15 protein-coding genes and 3 CRISPR repeat arrays are annotated in these 20,771 nt (G+C 68.7%); of the genes, 5 read left to right on the top strand and 10 right to left on the bottom strand.

What is annotated here, in order from left to right; genetic code table 11:
* Nucleotides 1-3 precede the first annotated feature (3 nt).
* Genes csb2 through cas2 form a run of 3 tightly spaced genes read left to right on the top strand, consistent with a single transcriptional unit; the run spans nt 4 to nt 3,721 of the window.
* The gene (gene csb2 / locus ACPXY0_RS09250) at nt 4-1,638 is read left to right on the top strand and encodes a type I-G CRISPR-associated protein Csb2 (protein WP_423930508.1); all 1,635 of its coding nucleotides are present in this window, start codon (nt 4-6) and stop codon (nt 1,636-1,638) included.
* A gap of 44 nt (nt 1,639-1,682) precedes the next feature.
* Complete coding sequence (gene cas4g/cas1g / locus ACPXY0_RS09245; RefSeq protein ID WP_423930506.1) at nt 1,683-3,422, top strand: CRISPR-associated endonuclease Cas4g/Cas1g; 1,740 nt, start codon at nt 1,683-1,685, stop codon at nt 3,420-3,422.
* A gap of 5 nt (nt 3,423-3,427) precedes the next feature.
* Nucleotides 3,428-3,721 carry a CRISPR-associated endonuclease Cas2 gene (gene cas2, locus ACPXY0_RS09240; protein WP_419935107.1) on the top strand — a complete coding sequence of 98 codons (294 nt, stop codon included), beginning with the start codon at nt 3,428-3,430 and terminating at the stop codon, nt 3,719-3,721.
* A gap of 210 nt (nt 3,722-3,931) precedes the next feature.
* A CRISPR array of direct repeats spans nt 3,932-5,534; the repeat unit is 36 nt; unit sequence CTCTCCGGGGCGGATTCGCCCCGGCCTCATTGAAGC.
* A gap of 130 nt (nt 5,535-5,664) precedes the next feature.
* Here the strand turns inward: cas2 and istB are convergent.
* The 10 genes from istB to ACPXY0_RS09190 form a co-directional block, all read right to left on the bottom strand.
* On the bottom strand, nt 5,665-6,474 hold the full coding sequence (gene istB / locus ACPXY0_RS09235) for an IS21-like element helper ATPase IstB (RefSeq protein ID WP_423930504.1): 810 nt from the start codon (nt 6,472-6,474) through the stop codon (nt 5,665-5,667).
* On the bottom strand, nt 6,471-7,511 hold the full coding sequence (gene istA / locus ACPXY0_RS09230) for an IS21 family transposase (RefSeq protein WP_423930502.1): 1,041 nt from the start codon (nt 7,509-7,511) through the stop codon (nt 6,471-6,473). The genes istB and istA overlap by 4 nt, the downstream gene beginning before the upstream one ends.
* Before the next feature lie 157 nt (nt 7,512-7,668).
* A CRISPR array of direct repeats spans nt 7,669-8,298; the repeat unit is 36 nt; unit sequence CTCTCCGGGGCGGATTCGCCCCGGCCTCATTGAAGC.
* Nucleotides 8,299-8,507: 209 nt separating this feature from the next.
* Complete coding sequence (locus ACPXY0_RS09225; RefSeq protein ID WP_423930500.1) at nt 8,508-9,860, bottom strand: IS1380 family transposase; 1,353 nt, start codon at nt 9,858-9,860, stop codon at nt 8,508-8,510.
* Between the two features lie 215 nt (nt 9,861-10,075).
* Nucleotides 10,076-10,482: a CRISPR direct-repeat array (repeat unit 36 nt; unit sequence CTCTCCGGGGCGGATTCGCCCCGGCCTCATTGAAGC).
* Nucleotides 10,483-10,500: 18 nt separating this feature from the next.
* Nucleotides 10,501-13,737, bottom strand: coding sequence for a hypothetical protein (locus ACPXY0_RS09220; protein WP_423930498.1), 3,237 nt, complete (start codon nt 13,735-13,737; stop codon nt 10,501-10,503).
* A 10-nt stretch (nt 13,738-13,747) separates the two neighbouring features.
* Nucleotides 13,748-14,977: a succinylglutamate desuccinylase/aspartoacylase family protein gene (locus ACPXY0_RS09215; protein ID WP_423930496.1), complete on the bottom strand. Its 1,230-nt coding sequence runs from the start codon at nt 14,975-14,977 to the stop codon at nt 13,748-13,750.
* A 17-nt stretch (nt 14,978-14,994) separates the two neighbouring features.
* Complete coding sequence (locus tag ACPXY0_RS09210) at nt 14,995-15,339, bottom strand: 4a-hydroxytetrahydrobiopterin dehydratase (protein WP_420461886.1); 345 nt, start codon at nt 15,337-15,339, stop codon at nt 14,995-14,997.
* Nucleotides 15,340-15,472: 133 nt separating this feature from the next.
* Nucleotides 15,473-15,943, bottom strand: coding sequence for a redoxin domain-containing protein (locus tag ACPXY0_RS09205; protein WP_420461887.1), 471 nt, complete (start codon nt 15,941-15,943; stop codon nt 15,473-15,475).
* 60 nt (nt 15,944-16,003) lie between these two features.
* Nucleotides 16,004-17,809: a DUF2207 domain-containing protein gene (locus ACPXY0_RS09200; RefSeq protein ID WP_423930493.1), complete on the bottom strand. Its 1,806-nt coding sequence runs from the start codon at nt 17,807-17,809 to the stop codon at nt 16,004-16,006.
* Complete coding sequence (locus ACPXY0_RS09195) at nt 17,806-18,354, bottom strand: LemA family protein (protein WP_423930491.1); 549 nt, start codon at nt 18,352-18,354, stop codon at nt 17,806-17,808. Before ACPXY0_RS09195 ends, ACPXY0_RS09200 begins: the two co-directional genes overlap by 4 nt.
* A gap of 10 nt (nt 18,355-18,364) precedes the next feature.
* Nucleotides 18,365-18,853: an EVE domain-containing protein gene (locus tag ACPXY0_RS09190; protein ID WP_423930489.1), complete on the bottom strand. Its 489-nt coding sequence runs from the start codon at nt 18,851-18,853 to the stop codon at nt 18,365-18,367.
* Nucleotides 18,854-19,089: 236 nt separating this feature from the next.
* On the opposite strand from ACPXY0_RS09190, the gene ACPXY0_RS09185 reads away from it, so the two are divergent.
* On the top strand, nt 19,090-19,881 hold the full coding sequence (locus tag ACPXY0_RS09185) for a PhzF family phenazine biosynthesis protein (protein WP_423930487.1): 792 nt from the start codon (nt 19,090-19,092) through the stop codon (nt 19,879-19,881).
* A gap of 101 nt (nt 19,882-19,982) precedes the next feature.
* Nucleotides 19,983-20,744: a hypothetical protein gene (locus ACPXY0_RS09180; protein ID WP_423930485.1), complete on the top strand. Its 762-nt coding sequence runs from the start codon at nt 19,983-19,985 to the stop codon at nt 20,742-20,744.
* Nucleotides 20,745-20,771: the final 27 nt, after the last annotated feature.

The following is a 20,771-nucleotide window of genomic DNA, read 5'->3' as shown; positions in this document are numbered from 1 at the left end:
CTCGTGTTCGGACTCGCCTTCCGTTTCCCGGCCGGGCGGTATCATGCCACGCCCTGGGGCCGAAACGTCAACGAAGCCGATGTGGCCTGGCCGCCGGAGCCCTGGCGGATCCTGAGGGCGCTCGTCGCCTGTTACTGGCGCAAGGGCGACCGCGAACGTTGGAGCGAGGACGATCTGGCCGGGTTGATCGACGCCTTGGCGGAGGATCTGCCGGTATTCTGCCTGCCTGAAGGGGCGATTCATGCCCACACGCGCCACTACATGCCGATACGCAAGGGCAAGTCGGAGTCGAAGACCTTGGTCTTTGACGCCTTTCTGCACTTGCCTAAGGGGGCCGAGGTAGTGGCCATGTGGCGGGACATGACCCTCGAGAACGACTTGCTGGAGCTTGTTCGGGACCTCGCCTCCGGGATGGGATATCTGGGACGCGCGGAGAGCTGGACTGAATGCCGGGTCGTGACCGAAGCCAATGACGAACCGAACTGCGGCCCGGCCGAACTCGGCTTCCCCGGCGATTCGCTTCGGGTTCTCGTGTCGCGTTCCCCGGCGTCGTACCAAAGGGAGCGCAGGCGGTTGATCGATCAGGAGGCGGAGCGGATTCGCGCGTCGTCAAAGAAGCCGCTCTCGGAACGTGCGCTCCAGAACCAGATCAATCGATCCTTTCGAGCAAGTGCGAGCGTTGACACGCTGCCTCCGCGCCTGGTCGACGCTCTTTCGGTGGACACGGCGGATCTGCAGAATCGAAAGTGGGGCCAACCGCCCGCAGCCTACGAAGTCATCTACGCCCGCAGCCCCCACGCGAGCCCCGGTGTGGTATCGCGGTCTCTCGGTCGAGTCAGGACGAACCACACGATGTCGGATCTCCCCACGATCGCACGTTTTCTGGTCGCTGGACGCCCGAGACCCCGCATCGAGGACGCCGTGAAGATCGGCGAGGTGATGCGGGCGGCTGTGATGTCCAAGTTCGGCCGGGAGACCGACGAGGAAACGGGGAAGCGGGTTCTCCTGGCGCCATGGCAGATCTCGGGACGGGGCAGCGGGAACAAGCCCATAAGGGACCCAAGCCATCCCCACGCCTTCTGGTTGCCCGAAGACGCGGACGATGACGGCTGGATCGATCATCTGACGGTGTTCATCTCCGGTGGTATTGACAGAGACATTCGGTCTCAACTCGACCGGGTTACGCGGATCTGGCTTACACCCGGAAGAACCCGGGGCCGAACAACAGAGGACGCTAGGATCGACGAGTGGCATCTTGCCCTAGCGGGGTTCGGGCGCCCGGAGGACTTCACCGGGAGTTCCCGTGTGCTGGCGGCATCCCGACGTTGGCGGAGCGTCACGCCGTTCCTAGCCTCCGGCCATTTGAAAAAGGCCGGGTATCGGGGAGAATTGATCAGGCTGCTCAAGCGGCGCGGTATCTGGGCGGAGGGTACAACTGTCCGGGAGCTGGAGGAGATCACGGTGGGCGACGCACCGCGCCGTGCTTTGAACTTTCATCGCTTCCGGTCTCGAGGCCGGGAGCCGCGACCCGATTCATCGGGGGCGCTGTTGGAGATTGAATTTCCGCAAGAGTTCCAGGGGCCGCTGGCTCTGGGGTATGCGAGTCATTTTGGGCTCGGGATGTTCGGGGCCAGGTAGTGGGTTGGAGCTGCCCCGCTTTCACGGACGGTTAGTTTCTGTGGTTGAACGTGTCGTCATGCCCTCACTCCGCCGGGTGCAAGCCATCCATGAACGATAGAAGAAGACCCCCGCCGTCCGATCCCGCGACACCTCTCGTGCCGGCCCGTATGGTCAACGAGTGGGTGTATTGTCCCCGGCTCGCGTATTTGGAATGGGTCGAGGGTGAGTGGGCGGAGAGTTCTGACACCGCACAAGGCAAGCGCGTCCACGCGCGTGTCGACCAGAGCGGTGGCCGCCTGCCTGCGCCGGAAGAACTCGGGGTGGAAGTGGCTCGTGTCCGCTCTGTAACGCTCTCTTCGGAGCGGCTCGGGGTCATCGCGAAGATGGATGTCGTCGATGTCCGCGACGGCCTCGTGATGCCCGTCGATTTCAAAAAGGGCAAGCGCCCTCACGTCGCGTTCGGCGCGTACGACCCCGAGCGCGTGCAGGTCTGTGTCCAGGCGATGATTCTGGAGGACAACGGATACAGGGTCGAACAGGGAGCGATCTGGTACGCCGGATCGCGCGAACGCGTGCGGATCGCCCTGGATGACGCGCTGCGGGCCCGGTCGCTGGAGGCCATCGCCGGGCTGCGCGCGGCCGCCGAAGCCCGCCGCCGTCCGCCGCCGCTCGAGGACAGTCCCAAGTGTCCGCGTTGTTCACTGGCCGGCATCTGCCTCCCCGACGAGACCAACTTGTTCAAGACCGGACACCCTCCGCGCCCGCTCAACCCGTCCGATGATCCCGCGCTGCCTCTCTACGTACAGACGCCAGGGGCCCGGCTGCGCAAGAGCGGTGGTCGGTTGATCGTCGAGTCGGATGACGACACTGTTGAAGTGCCCATAATCGACGTGTCTCAGGTGGCTCTGTTCGGACCCGTGTCCGTGACGACGCCCGCTCTGCACGCGCTGATGCGTGCCGAAATCCCGGTATCGTGGTTCTCGACCGGAGGCTGGTTTCTCGGTCACACTATAGGGACCGGTAATGGCAACGTCGCGGTGCGTGAAGCGCAGTACCAGGCGGCGTTCAGTCAACGCCGTTGCCTCGAGTTCGCGCGTGCACTTGTAGCAGCGAAGGTCCGCAACTCGCGGACGCTGCTGCGCCGGAACTGGCGTGCGGAACGAGGCATGGAGGGAAAGACCGAGGCACTGGCCGGGTTGAAGCGGATCGCCCGGCGAGCGCCTCACGCGGCGGACGTTCAACAACTCCTGGGCTTCGAGGGCGAAGCGGCGGCAATCTATTTCGGCAGCTTCAACCAAATGCTCGCGTACGGAGACGCCAACGGTCTCGGCGGTTTCTCCTTCGCTACGCGCGACCGAAGACCACCGCCGGACCCTGTGAACGCGATGCTGTCGCTGGCTTACGCTCTCCTTACGCGGGCCATGACGGTGACGATCTCCTCAACGGGCCTGGACCCGTACATGGGTCTCTATCATCGCCCGCGTCACGGTCGCCCGGCCCTGGCTCTCGATCTGATGGAGCCCTTTCGCGCAATCGTTGCCGACTCGACCATAATCCAGGTCGTGAACAATGGGGAAATCAAGCCCAGCGACTTCGTCTTCAATGGTCCGTCCTGTTCGCTCAATCCGCGCGGCCGCAAGACGCTCATCGCGGCCTTCGAGCGGCGCTTACAGCGAGAGACCACGCACCCGCTTTTTGGCTACCGTGTATCCATGCGTCGGCTGATTGAGGTGCAGGCCCGCCTCCTCGCCCGGCACTTCCAGGGTGAGATCTTACGCTATCCACATTATCTTCCGAGATAGTCGACATGGCAGACGAACGCCTCTATATGGTCACCTACGACATCGCCGATCCGAAACGGTGGAGGCACGTCTTCAAAGCGATGAAGGGATACGGGCATTGGTTGCAGCTCTCTGTATTCCAGTGTCGCCTCGTGGCCCGGCGCCGTGCGGAGATGGCCGCTCGGTTGGAAGAACTGATCAAACCAACGGAGGATCATGTCCTGATTGTCGATCTCGGCCCGGCGGACAAGGTGAATCCTCGGGTCGAGAGCTTGGGGAAGACCTATGATCCGCCGATACGGCGAGCTACAATCGTATGACCATGCTCGCCGCGCACCTACGCGAGCGGTCCGGTGCATGTGAAGACCCCTTTAGCGGTCGCATCCCGGTTAACGACGGGCCGCCAAGGGGTTAGCTATTTGACAACAAGGTGTGAAACGAAAGATCACAGTCCTACGGGAGGCGTGCGAACCGACCAGTCGCAACGCCTCCCGTAACGCTGTGTTGCCGAGGAAGTTGGCGGGGGGTATCTCTCCGGGGCGGATTCGCCCCGGCCTCATTGAAGCTATATCTCCCTGACCTGGGATGGCCTGGTCGTACCCCTTCTCTCCGGGGCGGATTCGCCCCGGCCTCATTGAAGCCCTCCGATGAAAGTGTCCATGATCCGCGAGTGCGAAGCGCTCTCCGGGGCGGATTCGCCCCGGCCTCATTGAAGCCCAACGCATTCGTGAGTGCCGAATACCGCTCGGCGAGCTCTCCGGGGCGGATTCGCCCCGGCCTCATTGAAGCGATCCGACGCGCATTTGGTCGCGCGAGATGCTGGAGATCTCTCCGGGGCGGATTCGCCCCGGCCTCATTGAAGCTTGAACATGCGATTCCGCTTGCCGTCCTGGATGACCATCTCTCCGGGGCGGATTCGCCCCGGCCTCATTGAAGCTGGTCACACGATCCCCCATCCCCGAGATCCTGGTAGGCTCTCCGGGGCGGATTCGCCCCGGCCTCATTGAAGCCTGAGTCCGGCCAGTAGAGGCCGAGGGATGTCAGGTCCCCTCTCCGGGGCGGATTCGCCCCGGCCTCATTGAAGCATCTCAACGTCGAGGGAGACGGTTACTCGGGTACGATGCCTCTCCGGGGCGGATTCGCCCCGGCCTCATTGAAGCGGCTGCCCCGCCATGTCCGTCCTCCTGGTTTGCCAGCGGCCTCTCCGGGGCGGATTCGCCCCGGCCTCATTGAAGCAATCAGGGCCAGGGCCTGACGCTGCGGGAGTTCCGACTCTCCGGGGCGGATTCGCCCCGGCCTCATTGAAGCTTGTGTTCGTCATCACTCCTCCTTAGCTCCGTCGGGCATCCTCTCCGGGGCGGATTCGCCCCGGCCTCATTGAAGCGACAGGGATGCGGCCATCATCGGTGCCGCCTCGGCCTCCTCTCCGGGGCGGATTCGCCCCGGCCTCATTGAAGCATGATGCCCTGTGTGTTGGTGAGGAAGTCGCGGGCCGTGCGGCTCTCCGGGGCGGATTCGCCCCGGCCTCATTGAAGCGATCCCTCGCCCAGGCCATGCCGTGCGACCCCGGACTCTCCGGGGCGGATTCGCCCCGGCCTCATTGAAGCATCGTTCCCGCGCGGGGGCTGAACAAATACGCTCGGTCCCCCTCTCCGGGGCGGATTCGCCCCGGCCTCATTGAAGCGTGTGAGAGAGACACTAAAGGGTTTCCGTGATCTACTCTCTCCGGGGCGGATTCGCCCCGGCCTCATTGAAGCGCCCAGCATTCGAGGCAGTACAGGCCGTCTGGCAGCACCTCTCTCCGGGGCGGATTCGCCCCGGCCTCATTGAAGCGATCCCTCGCCCAGGCCATGCCGTGCGACCCCGGACTCTCCGGGGCGGATTCGCCCCGGCCTCATTGAAGCCCTTTACCTTTTCAAGGAGGAAGAGAGATGGGCAAGCTGCTCTCCGGGGCGGATTCGCCCCGGCCTCATTGAAGCCTCCTCGCACCATGGTTGGTCGGTCGGTGGTGGGTCCAGCTCTCCGGGGCGGATTCGCCCCGGCCTCATTGAAGCCGGCCGCAGAACCGGCGCTTGGGGCCCGGGCGCGGCGGCCTCTCTCTCCGGGGCGGATTCGCCCCGGCCTCATTGAAGCTCGCATACGCTCGATGACGTCCGACTGCTCGCGAATCACCTCTCCGTGTCAATGGGCATCGAAAATGTCCCACTCCTGGGCATCGAAAATGTCCCACCTCGGGGGAGGGCGGCGCGGAGCCGTGCGGCGGTCATGAGGCGGTCGCTCCAGGCGGGGAGACGTCGCGGGCGGCGCCGGGGCGGATGGCCTTGGAGAGATCGGCGTGGCGGCGCATGCGGTAGCTGTTGCCGCGGATGTTGACGATGTGGCAGTGGTGCAGGAGCCGGTCGAGGAGAGCGGCGGCCATGACCTCGTCACCGAGGACCCGGCCCCACTCCTCGAAGCCCTTGTTGGAGGTGAGCACGGTCGAGGCGTGCTCGTAGCGCCGGTTTACGAGCTGGAAGAAGAGCGTGGCTCCGCTCTGGGTGACCGGGAGATAGCCGATCTCGTCGACGATCAACAGCGCCGGGTGAGAGAGGGTCTTGAGGCGCCGGTTGAGGTTCCCGGCGGTCCGGGCCTCCTCGAGGGAGTCGATGAGTGCGGTGAGGGTGCCGTAGTAGACCCTGCGCCCGCTCTCGGCGGTGGCGATGGCGAGCGAGATCGCCAGGTGGGTCTTGCCGACGCCGGGCGGACCGAGGAAGACGACGTTCTCCTTGCGCTGGACGAAGCCGAGTTCGTGCAGGGCATCGATCTGCTCGCGTTTGATCGAGGGCTGGAAGCTGAAGTCGAAGTCGGCCAGCGTCTTGAGCGCGGGCAGTCGGCTGGAGCGCATGGCGGTGGCGAGGCGTCGGCTGTTGCGCAGCGTGATCTGGGCGGCGAGGAGCTGCTCGATGGCCTCGGCGGCCGTCGTCCCGCCGCCGTCCACGCCCGCCAGGACGCCGTCCAGCGCTTCGAGAGCCCCGGGCAGCTTGAGGTCGGCGAGCTGGGCCGCGATGCGTTCCCGGCGCGAGGGCCGCTTCACGACACGCCGCCGGCGATCTTGGCGTACTCGGCCAGCGGACGGCGCTCGACCTCGACGATCCGCGGTGTGGCTGTCTCCGGTGCCTGCGAAGCTTCCTGCTCCGACACCGGGGCGGCCAGCGACCGGTAGGGTCTTGCGGCCAGAGGCGTAAGGTGCGGCCGCTCCAGCTCGAAGCGGTCGGCGGGCCGCTCCTTCAGCGTGCCGTGGATCCGCACGTTCGCTTCACCGTCCACCCAGCGCCGGGCCCGCGCGTTGAGGTCGGCGTCGGAGACGAACTCCCGGCCGTAGAAGAAGCTCTTCCGGATGTAGCCGATCGGGCGCTCGACCTTCCCCTTCGTCTGAGCCCGGTACGGCCGGCAGGCCCTGATCCGGAAGCCCCAGTGGTGGCTGAAGCGCAGGAACTCTCCGTTCTCCAGCAGCCGCCCGCCCGCGTCCCTTTGGTCGTCGGTGATCACCGCCTTCATCTGGTCGAACAGAAGCTCCGACGGCACCCCGCCGAAGTAGGCGAAGGAGGACTCCAGACCCCGCATCACCACCCGCATCGTCTGCCGCTCGTAGTAGCGGAGCCACATGAGCCGCGAGTAGCCCAGCACCACCACCAGCGCGTGCCGCTTGCCCCACGGGAGCCGGAAGTCGGCGAAGTCCACCTGCCCCTGGTGCCCCGGAGGCGTCTCGAAGCGTCGCACCGGCTCCTCCGGCTCCCGCGGTCGCACCTCCCGCACGTAGCGCTTCACCTGGTCGTAGCCGCCCGCGTAGCCCGCCGCGCGCACCTCCCGGAACAGCCGTACCGCACTCAGCTTCGGGTACGCGGCGAGGCGGACCTCGATGATCCCCTTGTAGGGATCCAGCTTCGACGTCCCCGGCCGCCGCGGTCCGTACCTCACCGCCTCATCGTCCAGTTCCCGGTCCAGCTGCCCCGAGGCGATCCAGCGGTACACCGTCCGGCGGCTGACCGCCAGCCGCCGCGCCACCTCCGCCTTGCTCGCGCCCTGCTCCAGGTAGTGCCGCAGAAGCACCCGCGTCTCTCTCCCGATCATCGCGTCTTCTCCTCTTGCGAGTGAAGACGCCAGCATACCCAACGCTGCCGGTAGCATCGCGACACGGCACGAGCCGACCCTCCAGGACCTCCCCCGCACCCACCCGGACCGTGCCATTTTCGATGCCCGGATGTGTGTAGTTTTCAATGCCCGCCAACACTCCGGGGCGGATTCGCCCCGGCCTCATTGAAGCCCGAACACTTGGTCGTGAACGTGGTATTCGTCGAGGACTCTCCGGGGCGGATTCGCCCCGGCCTCATTGAAGCGGTGAGAAGCTGACCGGGATCTTCAACAGCGTGTCCGGCTCTCCGGGGCGGATTCGCCCCGGCCTCATTGAAGCACGGTATACGGTAGTTTGGTGCCGAACCCGACATACGCCTCTCCGGGGCGGATTCGCCCCGGCCTCATTGAAGCCCTCCTGGGTGATTAGTTGCCCAGCCAGCGGTTGCCGTCTCTCCGGGGCGGATTCGCCCCGGCCTCATTGAAGCGTGCTTCGTCATTTTCTTCCTCGTGCTAAGTTGTTCCGTCTCTCCGGGGCGGATTCGCCCCGGCCTCATTGAAGCCCGCGTGGCGAAGGTCGTTACATCGAACCGGCTGTCGCCTCTCCGGGGCGGATTCGCCCCGGCCTCATTGAAGCGACATGTCGAAGGAGACGACGCGCCGCTGCTCCCCCCACTCTCTCCGGGGCGGATTCGCCCCGGCCTCATTGAAGCCGGTCGAGTCATCCAGGACGCCGCTCACCGCCACGCCGCTCTCCGGGGCGGATTCGCCCCGGCCTCATTGAACCCGGATCCTGCGTTGGCGCATAGTCGGGCGGCCTGAGGGCGATTATGACCGGCGGTTGTGGCGACTTGGCGCGGGCGGTGGCGTTTTCGGGGCCGGACCGGGCCTCGGCGGAGGGCCGGCGGGGCTCGGGAGGGGTCCCGAACGGCTCGCGGAGACACGGGGAGTGGGCGCCGCCGCGCGGCGCCTTCGGAAGGCCGGGGTTGGGACCGGTCAGGCGGGGGCGGGCGGCGGGAGACCCCGCTCGATGGTCCGGAGGCTCCGCCGCAGGAGACCGAGGGCCGGGTCGGCGCGCGCGAACCCGAGCGAGGTTCGGCGAGCGTGGGAGGTGATCCTGGCGGGGGCGCGCAGCAGGCGCAGCCGGATGCCGCGCGGCTGCACGGCGCGCCAGCGACCGCCGAGGAAGTTCGCGCGCAGGATGTGGAGGAGTTGGTAGGCGAGCACGGCGAGGCTCCAGAGCAGGGCGTTGCCGCCGAGGTCGTCCACCGCGGTGCGGCCGGCCGAGAGCTGGCCCAGCTCCTCGATCCGCTGCTCGACGACCGCGCCCGCGTTGTAGGCGCGCCACGCCTCGACGGGGCCGATGCTCCCGATGTTGGTCAGAACGTCGGCGCTCATCGTGGTCTCCCACGCCGCGAGATCGAGTTCTCCCTCGTCCGGCCCGACCCGTCTCCGCCTCTCGACCGAGAGAAGCCGCGTGCCCCACAGCTCGCCGGAGGCCGTCCTCAGCTCCCGGTCCCCGGCCTCGTCCCGGGCGGCGGTCTCCCAGGCGCCCCGGAAGCCGTCGAGCCAGGCGTGCCGCGGCACCTTGAGCGGATAGGACACGCCGAGCTCCTCCATGCGCCGCGCGATGGACTTGGAGAAGAACCCCTTGTCCAGCCGCACGGTGATCCGCCGCACCCCCGCCCCCCTCAGGCGGGCCACCAGCCCGGCCAGCCACGCCTCCGCCCCCCGGGCCGTGTGCGCGCCCCCCGGCCGCCAGCGCACCCCGAGGCAGTCGCCCGTCTCCAGGACGTAGGCCAGAAGGGGGTGGTGCGAGGGGCGGCCCCGCTTCTTCGGGTTGTAGCCCCGCTCCGCCCCGGCCTGCTTCAGCCCGTAGCGCACCACGACGGTCGAGTCCATGACGATCGTCGCCGACCGCGGCGCCCCGCCGGCCAGCTCCCAGCGCCGCCGCACCATCCGCCACAACAGCTCGTCCAGAAGCGGCGACAGCACGGCCGCCGAACCCCGCAACCAGCGCCCGAACGTGGCCGGGTGCGGCACCCGCGCCCAGCCGAAGATGCGGCGCACGCCCCGCCGCTCCAGAAGCGGCGGGTCGTCCATCACCCCGCCGCCGTACAGGAGCAGCACCACCCACGACTCGACCATGAGCGATGGCCGGTAGCGGCCGGGGACGTTCCCGCTCCGCCGGTCGATCCAGCCGCCCAGCCCCAGCGCGTCCCACAGCTTCCGAACCACGACGAGGCCGCCCGCGTCGGTGATCCGCCCGCCGCCCCCGCGGACCCTCAGCGCGGCCGCCGATCCTTGCACGTGCGGGCGCGGTCCGGTATAGTCGTTTCCACGCACCATTCGGGTGTCCTCCGTTCCGGGGTGAACTCTTGTTCAGTCCCTCTGAACGTAGGGCCCCGGGCGGTGCTTTTCCATAGTCCGAAACTATGATCTCACTATCGTCAAGGCCTCCACGGCCCGGCTACGGCCGCCCTCCCGGACGAGCCCCGCGCCCACGATCGCAGGATCCGGGTTGAAGCGATGGTTACGGTGGGGTAGGTGCCAGAGGAACAGCCCTCTCCGGGGCGGATTCGCCCCGGCCTCATTGAAGCCGAGAGGAGGGTTTCATCTGGGTCCGCGAGTCGGACGGCTCTCCGGGGCGGATTCGCCCCGGCCTCATTGAAGCGGTCGCTACAGGGCGCCGGGCGGCACGGATGAGATACGGCTCTCCGGGGCGGATTCGCCCCGGCCTCATTGAAGCGGGGGATACGTCCGGAAGGGGGAACAGCGGGGTCGTGCTCTCCGGGGCGGATTCGCCCCGGCCTCATTGAAGCTTTGAGGAATCACCCGTATGACACTCAAAAATGTGAGGGACTCTCCGGAGCGGATTCGCCCCGGCCTCATTGAAGCGTGGCTATCCGACCCATCTGCCAGCGAACCCAGAGGCCTCTCCGGGGCGGATTCGCCCCGGCCTCATTGAAGCAGCGGGCGGGGATAGATCCTAGTTGGACGAAGTCGGCGAGCGGGGAAGGCCCCGGATTACCTTGAGCCCGATGCCAGCCGTCCCCAGCGCCGACGGCAGCGCTCCGGCCCCGTCGCGGACGATGCTCTGGACGCGGCCCGTGGCGCGGTCGACGATCAGCGCCGCCCGGCCCCCGCGCCCACGGTCCAGCGTCACCGCGCCCTCGGGTCCCGTCAGCGTGACGCGGTCCAGCGCCTCGGTCCAGGCCGGGTCGAAGGGGATCGCGAAGGTGAACGCGCGGTTCGTCCCATCGATCGGGTCCGGCGCGAAGCTCAGGGAGAAGAGGCGCCGCCCGGCCGCGTCCAGCCCCGACAGTCGGTAGGGGCCGGGGGCTGACGGCAGGCGCGCGGGCGCTGGGTGCGCGAAGGCCGGTTCGAGCCGCAACGCCCCGTTCCGGACGCCGCCCCACAGGAGGAGCACGGTCCCGCGGCGAGCGGCGCCGTCCCGCGCAGGCGTGAGATCGCGCGGGCGGGTGAGGTCCCGCGCCGTCCGCCCGCCCGCCAGCCGCGCGGCGCCCGCGAGGCGGAACTCCAGCATCCTCGTGAAGCTGTAGTCGCTGATCCACTGGGGATGGCAGTAGGACATCAGGTCCCGGTATCCTTCCGGATCGAACAGATGACCGGGTCCGGGACCCTCCGCCTCCCCGAAGTCGTGACCCCAGGCGCCGAGCGTCCCGCGGACGTGGGGATAGTCGGCGTCCACCTGTCCGGGGTCGGCCACGGGGTCGTCGCAGGGCGTATGCGGGCGGCCCAGGTTGTGGCCCAGTTCGTGCGCGAACACCAGTTGCAGGCGGCGCGCCTTCTGCAGCCGCCCGTCGGCGTCGTGGGAGCCCGTGAGCGATGTCCGTTCGCCGAGCAGCCCCTGGCCGTCGATCCAGAACGCGTCGGGGTGCCGCGAGAGCGGGGCCGGTACCCCGAACAGACCGCTGTAGTGTTCGTCCGTGTCTCCCGCCTCCATGGTGCGGAGCAGTTCGATCTCATGCAGGAGTCCGGCGACCCCATCGACCGTCGTGTCCGCCCACGTGAAGTAGGGCTCCCGCAGCGACACCTCGAGATCCCGCACGGGCAGCACGGTGCGGGCGTACCTCAGGACGCTCGAGGCCGTCGGCGAGCCGGCCCCCGCCGCCGCGGCCGCCAGCTCCGCCGCGAAGTTCGCCACCCCCTCGTTCACTCCCCGGTTGTCCTCCGACAGGTACTGCACGGGGACCAGCGTCACCCGCAGCGGCGGTACCTCCCGCACGTCGAGGTCGTGCCGCCCCTCGCCCGGAAACCGCGGACGACTCGAAGGCGCCAGCGGCACTTCCCCCTCCGGGTCCGGTTCGACCACCAGACTCACCCCGGGTGCGAGGATGTCCCCGGGGATCACGGCGTTGAAGGACCGGTCGAGAAGACTCTCGTCGACCTCGCGCGGGATGCCGCCGACGGGGGGCTCGAGGGTCACCCGATGAATCTCGTCCTCGCCGCGGAAGAAGATGGCCCGCACCGCCGGCCGAAAGCTGTTTGCCTCGTCCGCGGTCACGAAGGCGCGAAGGAGCGCGCGGCGCCCCGCGACGAGGGGGACGCCCCCGCTCCTGTTCTGCGTCGCCTGGGTGAGATAGACGGTCGGCACCGACACCTCCACCTCGGCGGGATTCGCCACCACAAGCGGGTGGCCCGCGACGATGTCGAAGCCATCGCAGCGATCGAGGCACAGCTGCGACAGCGCGGCGCGCGTCCCGAGCGTCACCGAGATGGGCGCGCTCGAGGTCTCGTCCGGCGTCAGGGTCACGCTCGCGCTCGCCGTCGCCCCGGCCCGAAGCAGTACCGAATCGGTGGAGAGCGTCCCTCCCCGGGCCCACAGCGGCAGGCTCATCGCGAACGGAGCGCCCTCGAGGAGACGGGCCTCCAGCGTCACCGGACCCCCCGCCGTCGCGTCCGCGTCGTCCGTCCGCTCCAGCTCCACCGTGAACGCGAAGGTCACCCGGTTCGCCGCCAGGCCCACCCGCTCCAGACTCCAGAGGCGCGAGAACACGCCGGGGGGGAGCCCTGTCAACTCGTTGTCGTCCAGATACAGTTCCTTGAGCGCGGCGAGCCCCGCGAACACCTCCGGCGGCAGTTCCTCCAGCCGGTTGTCGAACAGGGAGAGCCACTGCAGCCGGTGCCGGCCCGCGAACACGCCCGGCGGGAGTTCCGCGATGTCGTTTCCCGCCAGATTCAGCACCTCCAGGCTGGTCAGGCCCGAGAAAACCGCCGCGGGCAGCCGGGTCAGCCGGTGGCCCGCGAGCGAGAGCCACTCGAGACCGGTGAGATCCCTGAAGTCGTCCTCGCGCAACTCGGTGAGGAGGTCGACCGGATCGGAGACCGGGTCACCTTCGGTCCGCTGCAGCCCCAGCGACTTGAGCCCGGCAAGGTCCTGAGCGTCGGGATCGGAGCAGCCGTCGGCCCGAAGGCGCTCGACGATGCCGTCCCGTACCGCCGGCGTCCGGTCGCACACGCCCTCCCGGATCACGACCACCGCGGCCGCGGGTGAGGCCAGCACGTAGCCGGTCCCGTTCCCGGGCCGCTCCAGCGCGACGGTGAAGACCTCGCGCGGCGGCTCGATCTCGTCGTCGTCGTCGATGGCGATCTCGATCCTCGCCCGGCTCACCCCCGCCGGCACCGCGACCGAGCCCGAATCGCTCGCCAGGTAGTCCGCCGTATCCGCGTCGTCCGTGAGACGGGAATCGTCCACGCCCAGCGTGTAACGGACCGTGAGAGGCGCCGCCGCGGGCTCGCCCAGCACGATGTCCAGGAACGCCGAGCCCCCCTCGCGCGCCTGCGCGACGCCGAACGCGAGCGCGAGCGCCGCCCCCACCGTGACCTCGAAGCGCTGCGTGGCCGAGAGCCCGTCCGGATCCGTGGCCGTCACCGCGACATCGACCGTGCCGCTCCCGACCCCCTCCAGCGTCACCACGCTCCCCGAGACCGACGCCCGGGCCACGCCGGCATCCGGCGACCGCGCCGTGAAGGTCAGCGCATCGCCGTCCGGATCGCGGAAGTATGGCGCCACGCCCACGTTCGCGAGCTGCCGCAGGGGAAGATCCAGCGCGGGGATCGCGTCCACCGTCAACGGGCGCCGGTTCTCGCCGGGCTCCGGCGAAGTACTGTCCGGCCCGCAGGCCGCGACCCACCCGGCCGCGGCGACCACGAGCGCGACGCGGGCCGCGCGGGCTCCTCTCGGCGGCGGCGGGCCGGGCACCGGACGCTCGCTAACCGTGCAGGTCCGTCTCCGGTTCGCGCCCGGGCCCCTCGAGGCGCCGCACCATGACCCCGCCGCCGCCCTCGCTCCGGGCTTTGAACCCGAGAAGGTGCAGGAGCCCGATCACGGTCCGGTTACGCGCCCGGCGCGCCACCACGATGGCGTCGCTCCGCTCCGGGTGCGCCCGGACGCCCGGGAGCCAGATCGCGAGACGGTCCGCCCCCATGAGGCGCAGGAACCGGGAAACGACCAGCCATGCCGGGGCCAGCCGCCGCACGATGAAGAACCCGTCGTCCCCCTGCCGCTGGTAGAGAGGGAGGAGGATGCGGCCGGCGCGCACCGCCCGAACCGGACCCGCCCGGTCCGCGCCGAGCTCCTCGCCGGCCTCGATGCGGTCGAAGTTCGTGAACCCCGAGTGCATCCGGAACCCGTCCTCCTCCGAGACGGCGTGCCGGTAGCGGACGTCCAGCACGCGCGGGAGGCCCTCCGCGTGACGGGCCAGGCGACCTCGACGCTCCGCCGACCCCGGTGTGCTCCCCGCCTCGAGCAGCCCGAGCGCATCGAGCAGGATCCACACCGCGTCCTCGTGTGCCTCGACGGACGAAGGTGCCTCGTGCCGTCCGGCCTCGAAGCCGATGCTTCGCCAGCCCAGGCGGTCGAAGTACTGGAGCATGGCGCCTTCGACCTGTTCCTCCAGCCCCAGGATCACCGGGACCGGAAGCCGGAGCGCGAGTTCCCGGTTCTGGAGCGTGTCGCCGACCGTCGTGAAGGGCGCGCTGTCCGACGACGTCGTATGGAGGTCCAGCGCGTAGACCGGCCCGCGGGCGCGCCGGCTCTCGTCCCGGATGGCCGCCAGCAGGTCCCGCTGTTCCAGAAGCTCGGCGCTCCCCACCATCGGGAGTTCGTCCCCGTCGCGAGCCGCGCCGCCGCCGGCCGTCTCCCCCTGCCGCAGCGATGCGAGAACCGCCTCCACGCGGTCACGCTGCCAGATCCGGTTCAGGTCCTCATCGATGTACCGCCTCCCCGCCCCCAGCGCCCGCAGATTGCCCCGCAGTCCCACCAGGTCGCCGCGCATCGGGAGGCGGCTCGCGGAGAGTTCGCCCAGCACCCGTTCCAGCGCCGTGCCGCCCCCGGGTTCGTTCCCGTGCAGGGAGGCGATACAGAGGAGGAGGGGCCCCGGTTCGCCACCTCGATACGAGCCGACCCGACGCCCGGCGTCTCCCTGTTCGTCAGTGGCCAACGAGGAGGTCGCGCATTTCACGCCTGCGGTTGCTCGAGCGTTTCCGTCTTCGCGGCGAAGACGAAGTCGCTCTCGGTCAGCCCGTCGATCTTGTGCGTCCAGATGCGGACGACGACGCGCCCCCAGGCGAGGAACAGGTCCGGGTGGTGGTTCTGCTCCTCGGCGAGTCCACCGACCCGATTCACGAACGCGAGCGCCGTGACGAAGTTCGGGAAGCGGTATTCCTTCTCGAGGTGGTGCCCGTCGATGACGCGCCATCCGCCCCCGAGTTCCTCGGCCAGTGTCTCGAGCGCCGGACCTTCGAGCGGGGGAACGCCCCCCCGGCAGGGGATGCACTGCTGCTGAGCGAGCGGTATCGACATGGGTTGATCTCCGTGGCTGCTCCTCGGCGGCGTCCCCGAACGTGAAGGGGGACAGACAGATAAGAATTGCCGCATCGGCGCGGCGACGCAACGCTTACGGGGGGGGCGGGGCGTCAGGACGCGTCGGGGCGCGTCAGGCCGAGTCGGCGACCGCCTGCCGGACCTCCTCGTAGTCCGGCTCCACGCGCGGGTCTTCCGATACCCACGCGTACGCCACCTTTTCGTCCCTGCCGATGACGAACGCCGCCCGCTTCGCGACCCCCCGGAGCCCCATCAACTCTTCGTACAGGACGCCCCAGTCTCGCGAAACGGTGCGGTTGAAGTCGGACAGGATGGGGAACGGGATGTCTTCCTCGGCCCTGAAGCGGGACGTGACGAAGGGACTGTCCACCGAAATCCCGAACACCGCCGCATCGAGCGCCGCGAACGCCGGCCAGTCGTCCCGGAACCGGCAGAGTTCCGCGGTGCAGACCGATGTGAAGGCGAACGGGAAGAACAGGAGGACGATCCGCTCGCGGCCCAGATGGTCCGCCAGGTCGATCGTGCCTCCGGCCTCGTGGGCGAGCGTGAACGGTTCCACGCGGTCACCGACCGAAATCCGCATGAATTCTCCTCTCCCGGATTCCAGGAACGTGCCTCTGGAACGTGCCTCTGGAACGTGCCTCTAGAAGGCGCCTCCGCCGCCACCCCCGAAGCCACCCCCCGAGAACCCTCCGCCGGAGGAGAAACTCGAGCCTCCGACGCTCCGCGGTCCGGCGCTGCGCGGGGCGGACTGCATGACGCCGTGTGTCTCCACCGACATGCCCTCGAGACTGGACACGAAGACGTGGGCGTTGAAGGCCTGGAAGGCGTGCCCGCGATACCAGTCCGGCGGCTCGCGGTACAGGTCCGCGAAGGCGCGCGCCCACTGCCCGGCGACGCCGAGCGCCATCGCGTACGGGAGGTACTTCTCGAACATCTCCGGACCGGTGATCATCCGCCGGTAGCGCTCGCCCTCGACCCGGGTGAGGAACTCCTCGAACCCCTTCACCTGGCGCAGCAATTCGGTCCCGCGCTTCGTGCGCGCGGGCATGAAGCAGCCGAACCCGATGATGACGAGGGCGGAGAAGGTCGCGGCCAGCATGATGGCGAGCGGTGCGAGCAGGAGCGTCCGCTCCACGAGTTGTCCGCCGAAGAAGATGGCGATGCCGACGAAGAACCCGAGCCCCACGTACTTGCCGGCCACCCTCGCGGGCGACTCCGAGTAAACGCCGTGCTCGATGAGCGTCGCGAGAAGCTGCGACTTCAGGCGCGGCAGATCCTTGTAGAAGCGGTCCTTCAGCTCCGAGAGCCTGCGGGTGCGTCGACCATCGAACACCGCCTCCAGGAGCGCGGATTCGTGCGGGGCCAGCGTCCCCCCGTCGGCGTCGGTGCGGCGGAAGACGTAGTCCTTGTCGGTGAGCAGGCCCAGCATCCGCTTCTCTTCCACCTCCTCGATCGTCATGTGGCCCCGGACCGCGAGATCCACCAGCGTGGCCGTGATGTCCCGCAGGTCGGCCCGATTGTCGATGATGACGCCGACCTCGGCGGGGGTCAGTTGCTCGGGTGGCTCGTAGCGCGGTTCGATGGACCCGACCTCCGGGTCGCGACCGCGCTCGTTCCACCGGCGGTACATGAAGGCGAAGGCGAAGAAGGGGAGGAAGAGCGGCCAGTTCGCGAACAGGTACGTCGAGGCGAGGCCGATGGCCGTGGGCCGCTCCACGACGCCGGCATCCCAGCCGATCCCGATCGTGAGCCCTTCGCGGAAGGCGAGGGGCCGGTCGGCCCGTATATCGACGCGAGCCCCCGCGACCTCGACGACCGCGTCCTGCCCCGTCGAGCCGTAACCGCCGGTGAAGGCGTGGGCGCGGACGCCGGTCGCGGCGGCCGGAAGCCGCACCGTGGCGCTCGCCGCATCGATCGGGACCGGCCACTCGGTCCCCGTCACGTTCCAGTACAGCTCGTCGTACGCTTCGACGACGCCTTCTTCATCCTCGTCCGCGTCGTGGAACAGGAGCCGCTGCCGCACCTCATAGGCGAGCCGGACGGTGCGGACCGCGTCCTCGGCGTCGGGGATCCAGATCCTGATCTCGAGATAGCTGCCGTCGCGATCCGCCTCGTACCGGAGGGCGTTCCCCGCCTCGTCGGTCACCGATTCGACGGAGAGCCGGAACCCCTGTCGCAGCCCGTAGCCGCGGTATTCGAGCGGGATGGTGCGGAAGATCCCGTTGTACCGGCCTTCGAAGCTCGGACGGATCGTCTCGGTCACCTCGATCGTGCCGCTCTCCAGGACCCGGATGTCGGCGTGGAAGCTCTCCAGCCGCCAGGAACGGCCGTCCTGCGCGACTGTCGGGGCAGGGAAGGAGCACGCGAGGCCGAGGAACGCAACCGCCGCGACGAGCGTCGCTTCGCCCGCCCCGCCCGCCGCGCGCCTCGGGCATCGCTTCTTCACGAGAAGCTCACCTGCGGCCCCTCGCGCTGGCGCTCGTCGTCGAGGGTGAAGAACTCCCGGGGCCGGTGGCCCGAGAGCCCGGCCAGGAGGTTGGTCGGGAAGACCCGGGTCTTCGTGTTGTAGTCGCGTACGACCGCGTTGTAGTAGCGTCGCGCGTTCTGGACGGCTTCCTCGATCTCGTCGAGGGAACCCTGGAGCCCGGTGAACGCTTCGGCCGCCCGCAGTTGCGGATAGGCCTCCGAGAGTGCGAACAGCCTCCCGAGCGACCCCGTCAGCACCTCCTCCGCGGCGGCCGCCTCCCCCGGGCTCTGCGCTCCCATGGCCCGGTTCCGGGCCTCGATCACCTGCTGCAGCGTCTCGCGCTCGTGTCCGGCGGAGCCCTTCACCGTCTCCACGAGGTTGGGGATGAGTTCCCACCGGCGCTTGAGTTGTACATCGATGTCGGCCCACGCGCTGTTCACCCGCACGCGCAGCCGAACGAGGCTGTTGTACATGCCGATGAGGACGAACGCGATCACCGCCAATATGATCAGGAACCACAACATGGACCTCTCCCTATTCCCGCTGGCCGTCTCCCCGCCCGAGGCGGAGGATGATCTCGAACTCGTCCTTCGTGACGGGCATGACGGACAGGCGCATCCCGCGCTTCATCACGTTGATACTCTCGAGGCCAGTCGTCTCTCTCATCATCTGTCGGGTCACCGGGGTCGAGAACGTCTCGACATACCGCAGGTCGGGGCACCACCAGCGGGGGTTGTCGGGGCTTGACTTTGCGTCGAAATACCCGCTCCGGGGGTCGAACTGGGTCGAGTCCGGATGCGCGCGGCCGGCGACTTCCGCCACGCCATACACGCCGAGCACGGCCGTGTTGGAATGATAGATGAGGACTCTCTCGCCCGGCTTCATCCGGTCGCGCATGAAGTTCCGGACCTGATAGTTGCGCACGCCATCCCACTCGGTCTCGCCATCCCGCGCAAGATCGTCGATCGAATACACATCGGGCTCGGTCTTCGCGAGCCAGTAACCCGTAATCTCAACCGGCATGTCAGAACCCTCCTCCAGGTCCGCCCGTCTCCTGGCGGCCCCGCCGCCGTCCGCCCCCGATGGGGGGCGAATCTACCGGCACGGCGTCCCGCCGTGAAACCCGGGTCGTGGCGGAGGTGGTCGCGGTGCTATTCTGACCCCGTGTGGGCGCCCGCCGCCGCGGCCGGGAGGCTTCGAGGTGCGGGGGAGGCGGGCCCGGCCCGAGCCGCCACGGAGAAACCGTTCACGGAGAAAGCATGAGGATCCCTCTCTACCAGCTCGACGCGTTCTCGGACAATCCGTTCGAGGGAAATCCCGCCGCCGTCTGCCCGCTCGATTCCTGGCTGGACGACGACGTTCTGCAGAAGATCGCGGCGGAGAACAACCTCTCCGAGACGGCCTTCTTCGTACCCGACGGCGCGGGGTTCGGCCTCCGGTGGTTCACGCCGCGCGCCGAGGTCGACCTGTGCGGGCACGCGACGCTGGCTACCGCATGGGTGATCTTCAACCTGCTGGAGACGGACCGCGGCACGTTGCGCTTCGAGACGAGGAGCGGAGAACTGGTCGTGCGGCGGGGCGAAGACGGGTTGCTGGTGATGGATTTTCCCGCCCGCCCGGCGGTACCGCGCGAGGCCCCGCGCGCGCTCGTCGGGGGGTTGGGCGCCGAGCCCGTCGAGGTCCTGGCCTCGGAGCGGGACTACCTGGCCGTGTTCGACGCCGAGGACGACGTGCGCAAGCTGAAGCCGGACTTCGCCCGGCTGCGCGGCCTGGACCGCCTGGGGATCATCGCGAGCGCCCAGGGCGAGAGCGCGGACTTCGTGTCGAGGTTCTTCGCGCCCAGCGTGGGCGTGCCGGAAGACCCTGTGACGGGTTCTGCGCACTGCACGCTCGTCCCGTACTGGGCCGAGCGGCTCGGCCGCGGGGAGGCCCCGCTCGAAGCACGGCAGATCAGCGCGCGCGGCGGGCAGTTGATCTGTCGCCACCTCGGCGCCCGGGTGACGATCGCGGGCCGCGCCGCCCTCTACCTCTCCGGCGAGATCACGCTGTGAGACCGGCCGGCGTCGGAGTTGTGACGTGGTTCCAGGATCGGTAGTCTACTGGACGACGCACACCCGACCGGACGGAAGTTCAGGAGACTGCGGAGGAGAACATGCGCTCGCGGAGACGCGGATCCAACGTGCGTGGCATTGCGGCTGGACTGATCGCTCTGATGGCGCTCGGCCCGGCGGCCGCGGCGGCACAGCACCGCGGCGCACCTTTCTCGGACCCGCCCTCGCGAGGGGGCGGCGCGCGCTGGGAACTGGGTGCGCTCTTCGCGGTCATGTCGCCGCAGGGCCACTTCAGCGCCCTCATCGACGAGGGCTTCGGCGCGGGCTTCTACGCCACGCTCGGCTTCCCGGATGCCCCCGCCTTCCGGGTCCGGTTCGACGCCGGATACCTGAATTACGGGTCGGAGACCCTCGGCGTCCCCGTGTTCGCGGCCACGGACCGGATCATGACCGACATCGTCACCCGCCACAACATCGGCTACTTGGGCCTCGGACCCGAAATCCGGCTCCCGTACGGTCCGGTCCAGCCCTACGTGAACGGATTCGTCGGGCTCGGCTATTTCTTCACCGTGAGTTCGGTCGAGCGGTGGGAGCTGTTCGAGTCCTTCGATTCGGGGACGACGGTCAACTTCGACGATGTCCGTCCGGCCTACGGGTTGGGCGGCGGGCTCGCGATCCGTCTCAACCGCTCCGGGAACCCCCTCATGCTGAGACTCGAGGCGCAGTATCGGCGGCACGGCCGGACGGAGTACCTCGTGCCGGGCAGCATCGTGGAGGACGGGGTCGGGAGCACGTCGTTCACCCCGATCGCCTCGGACGCGGACTTCATGCTCTTTCAGGTGGGCGTGACGCTCGGGCTCTGACGGCCCCGCTGCCAGGGGCGCCGCCGC

It is taken from the genome of Candidatus Palauibacter sp. (genome assembly GCF_965237495.1).
In the GTDB taxonomy this organism is placed as follows: Bacteria; Gemmatimonadota; Gemmatimonadetes; order Palauibacterales; family Palauibacteraceae; genus Palauibacter.
The sequence above is the reverse complement of the archived record's forward strand: the minus strand, read 5'-3'. Positions and strand labels throughout refer to the sequence as shown.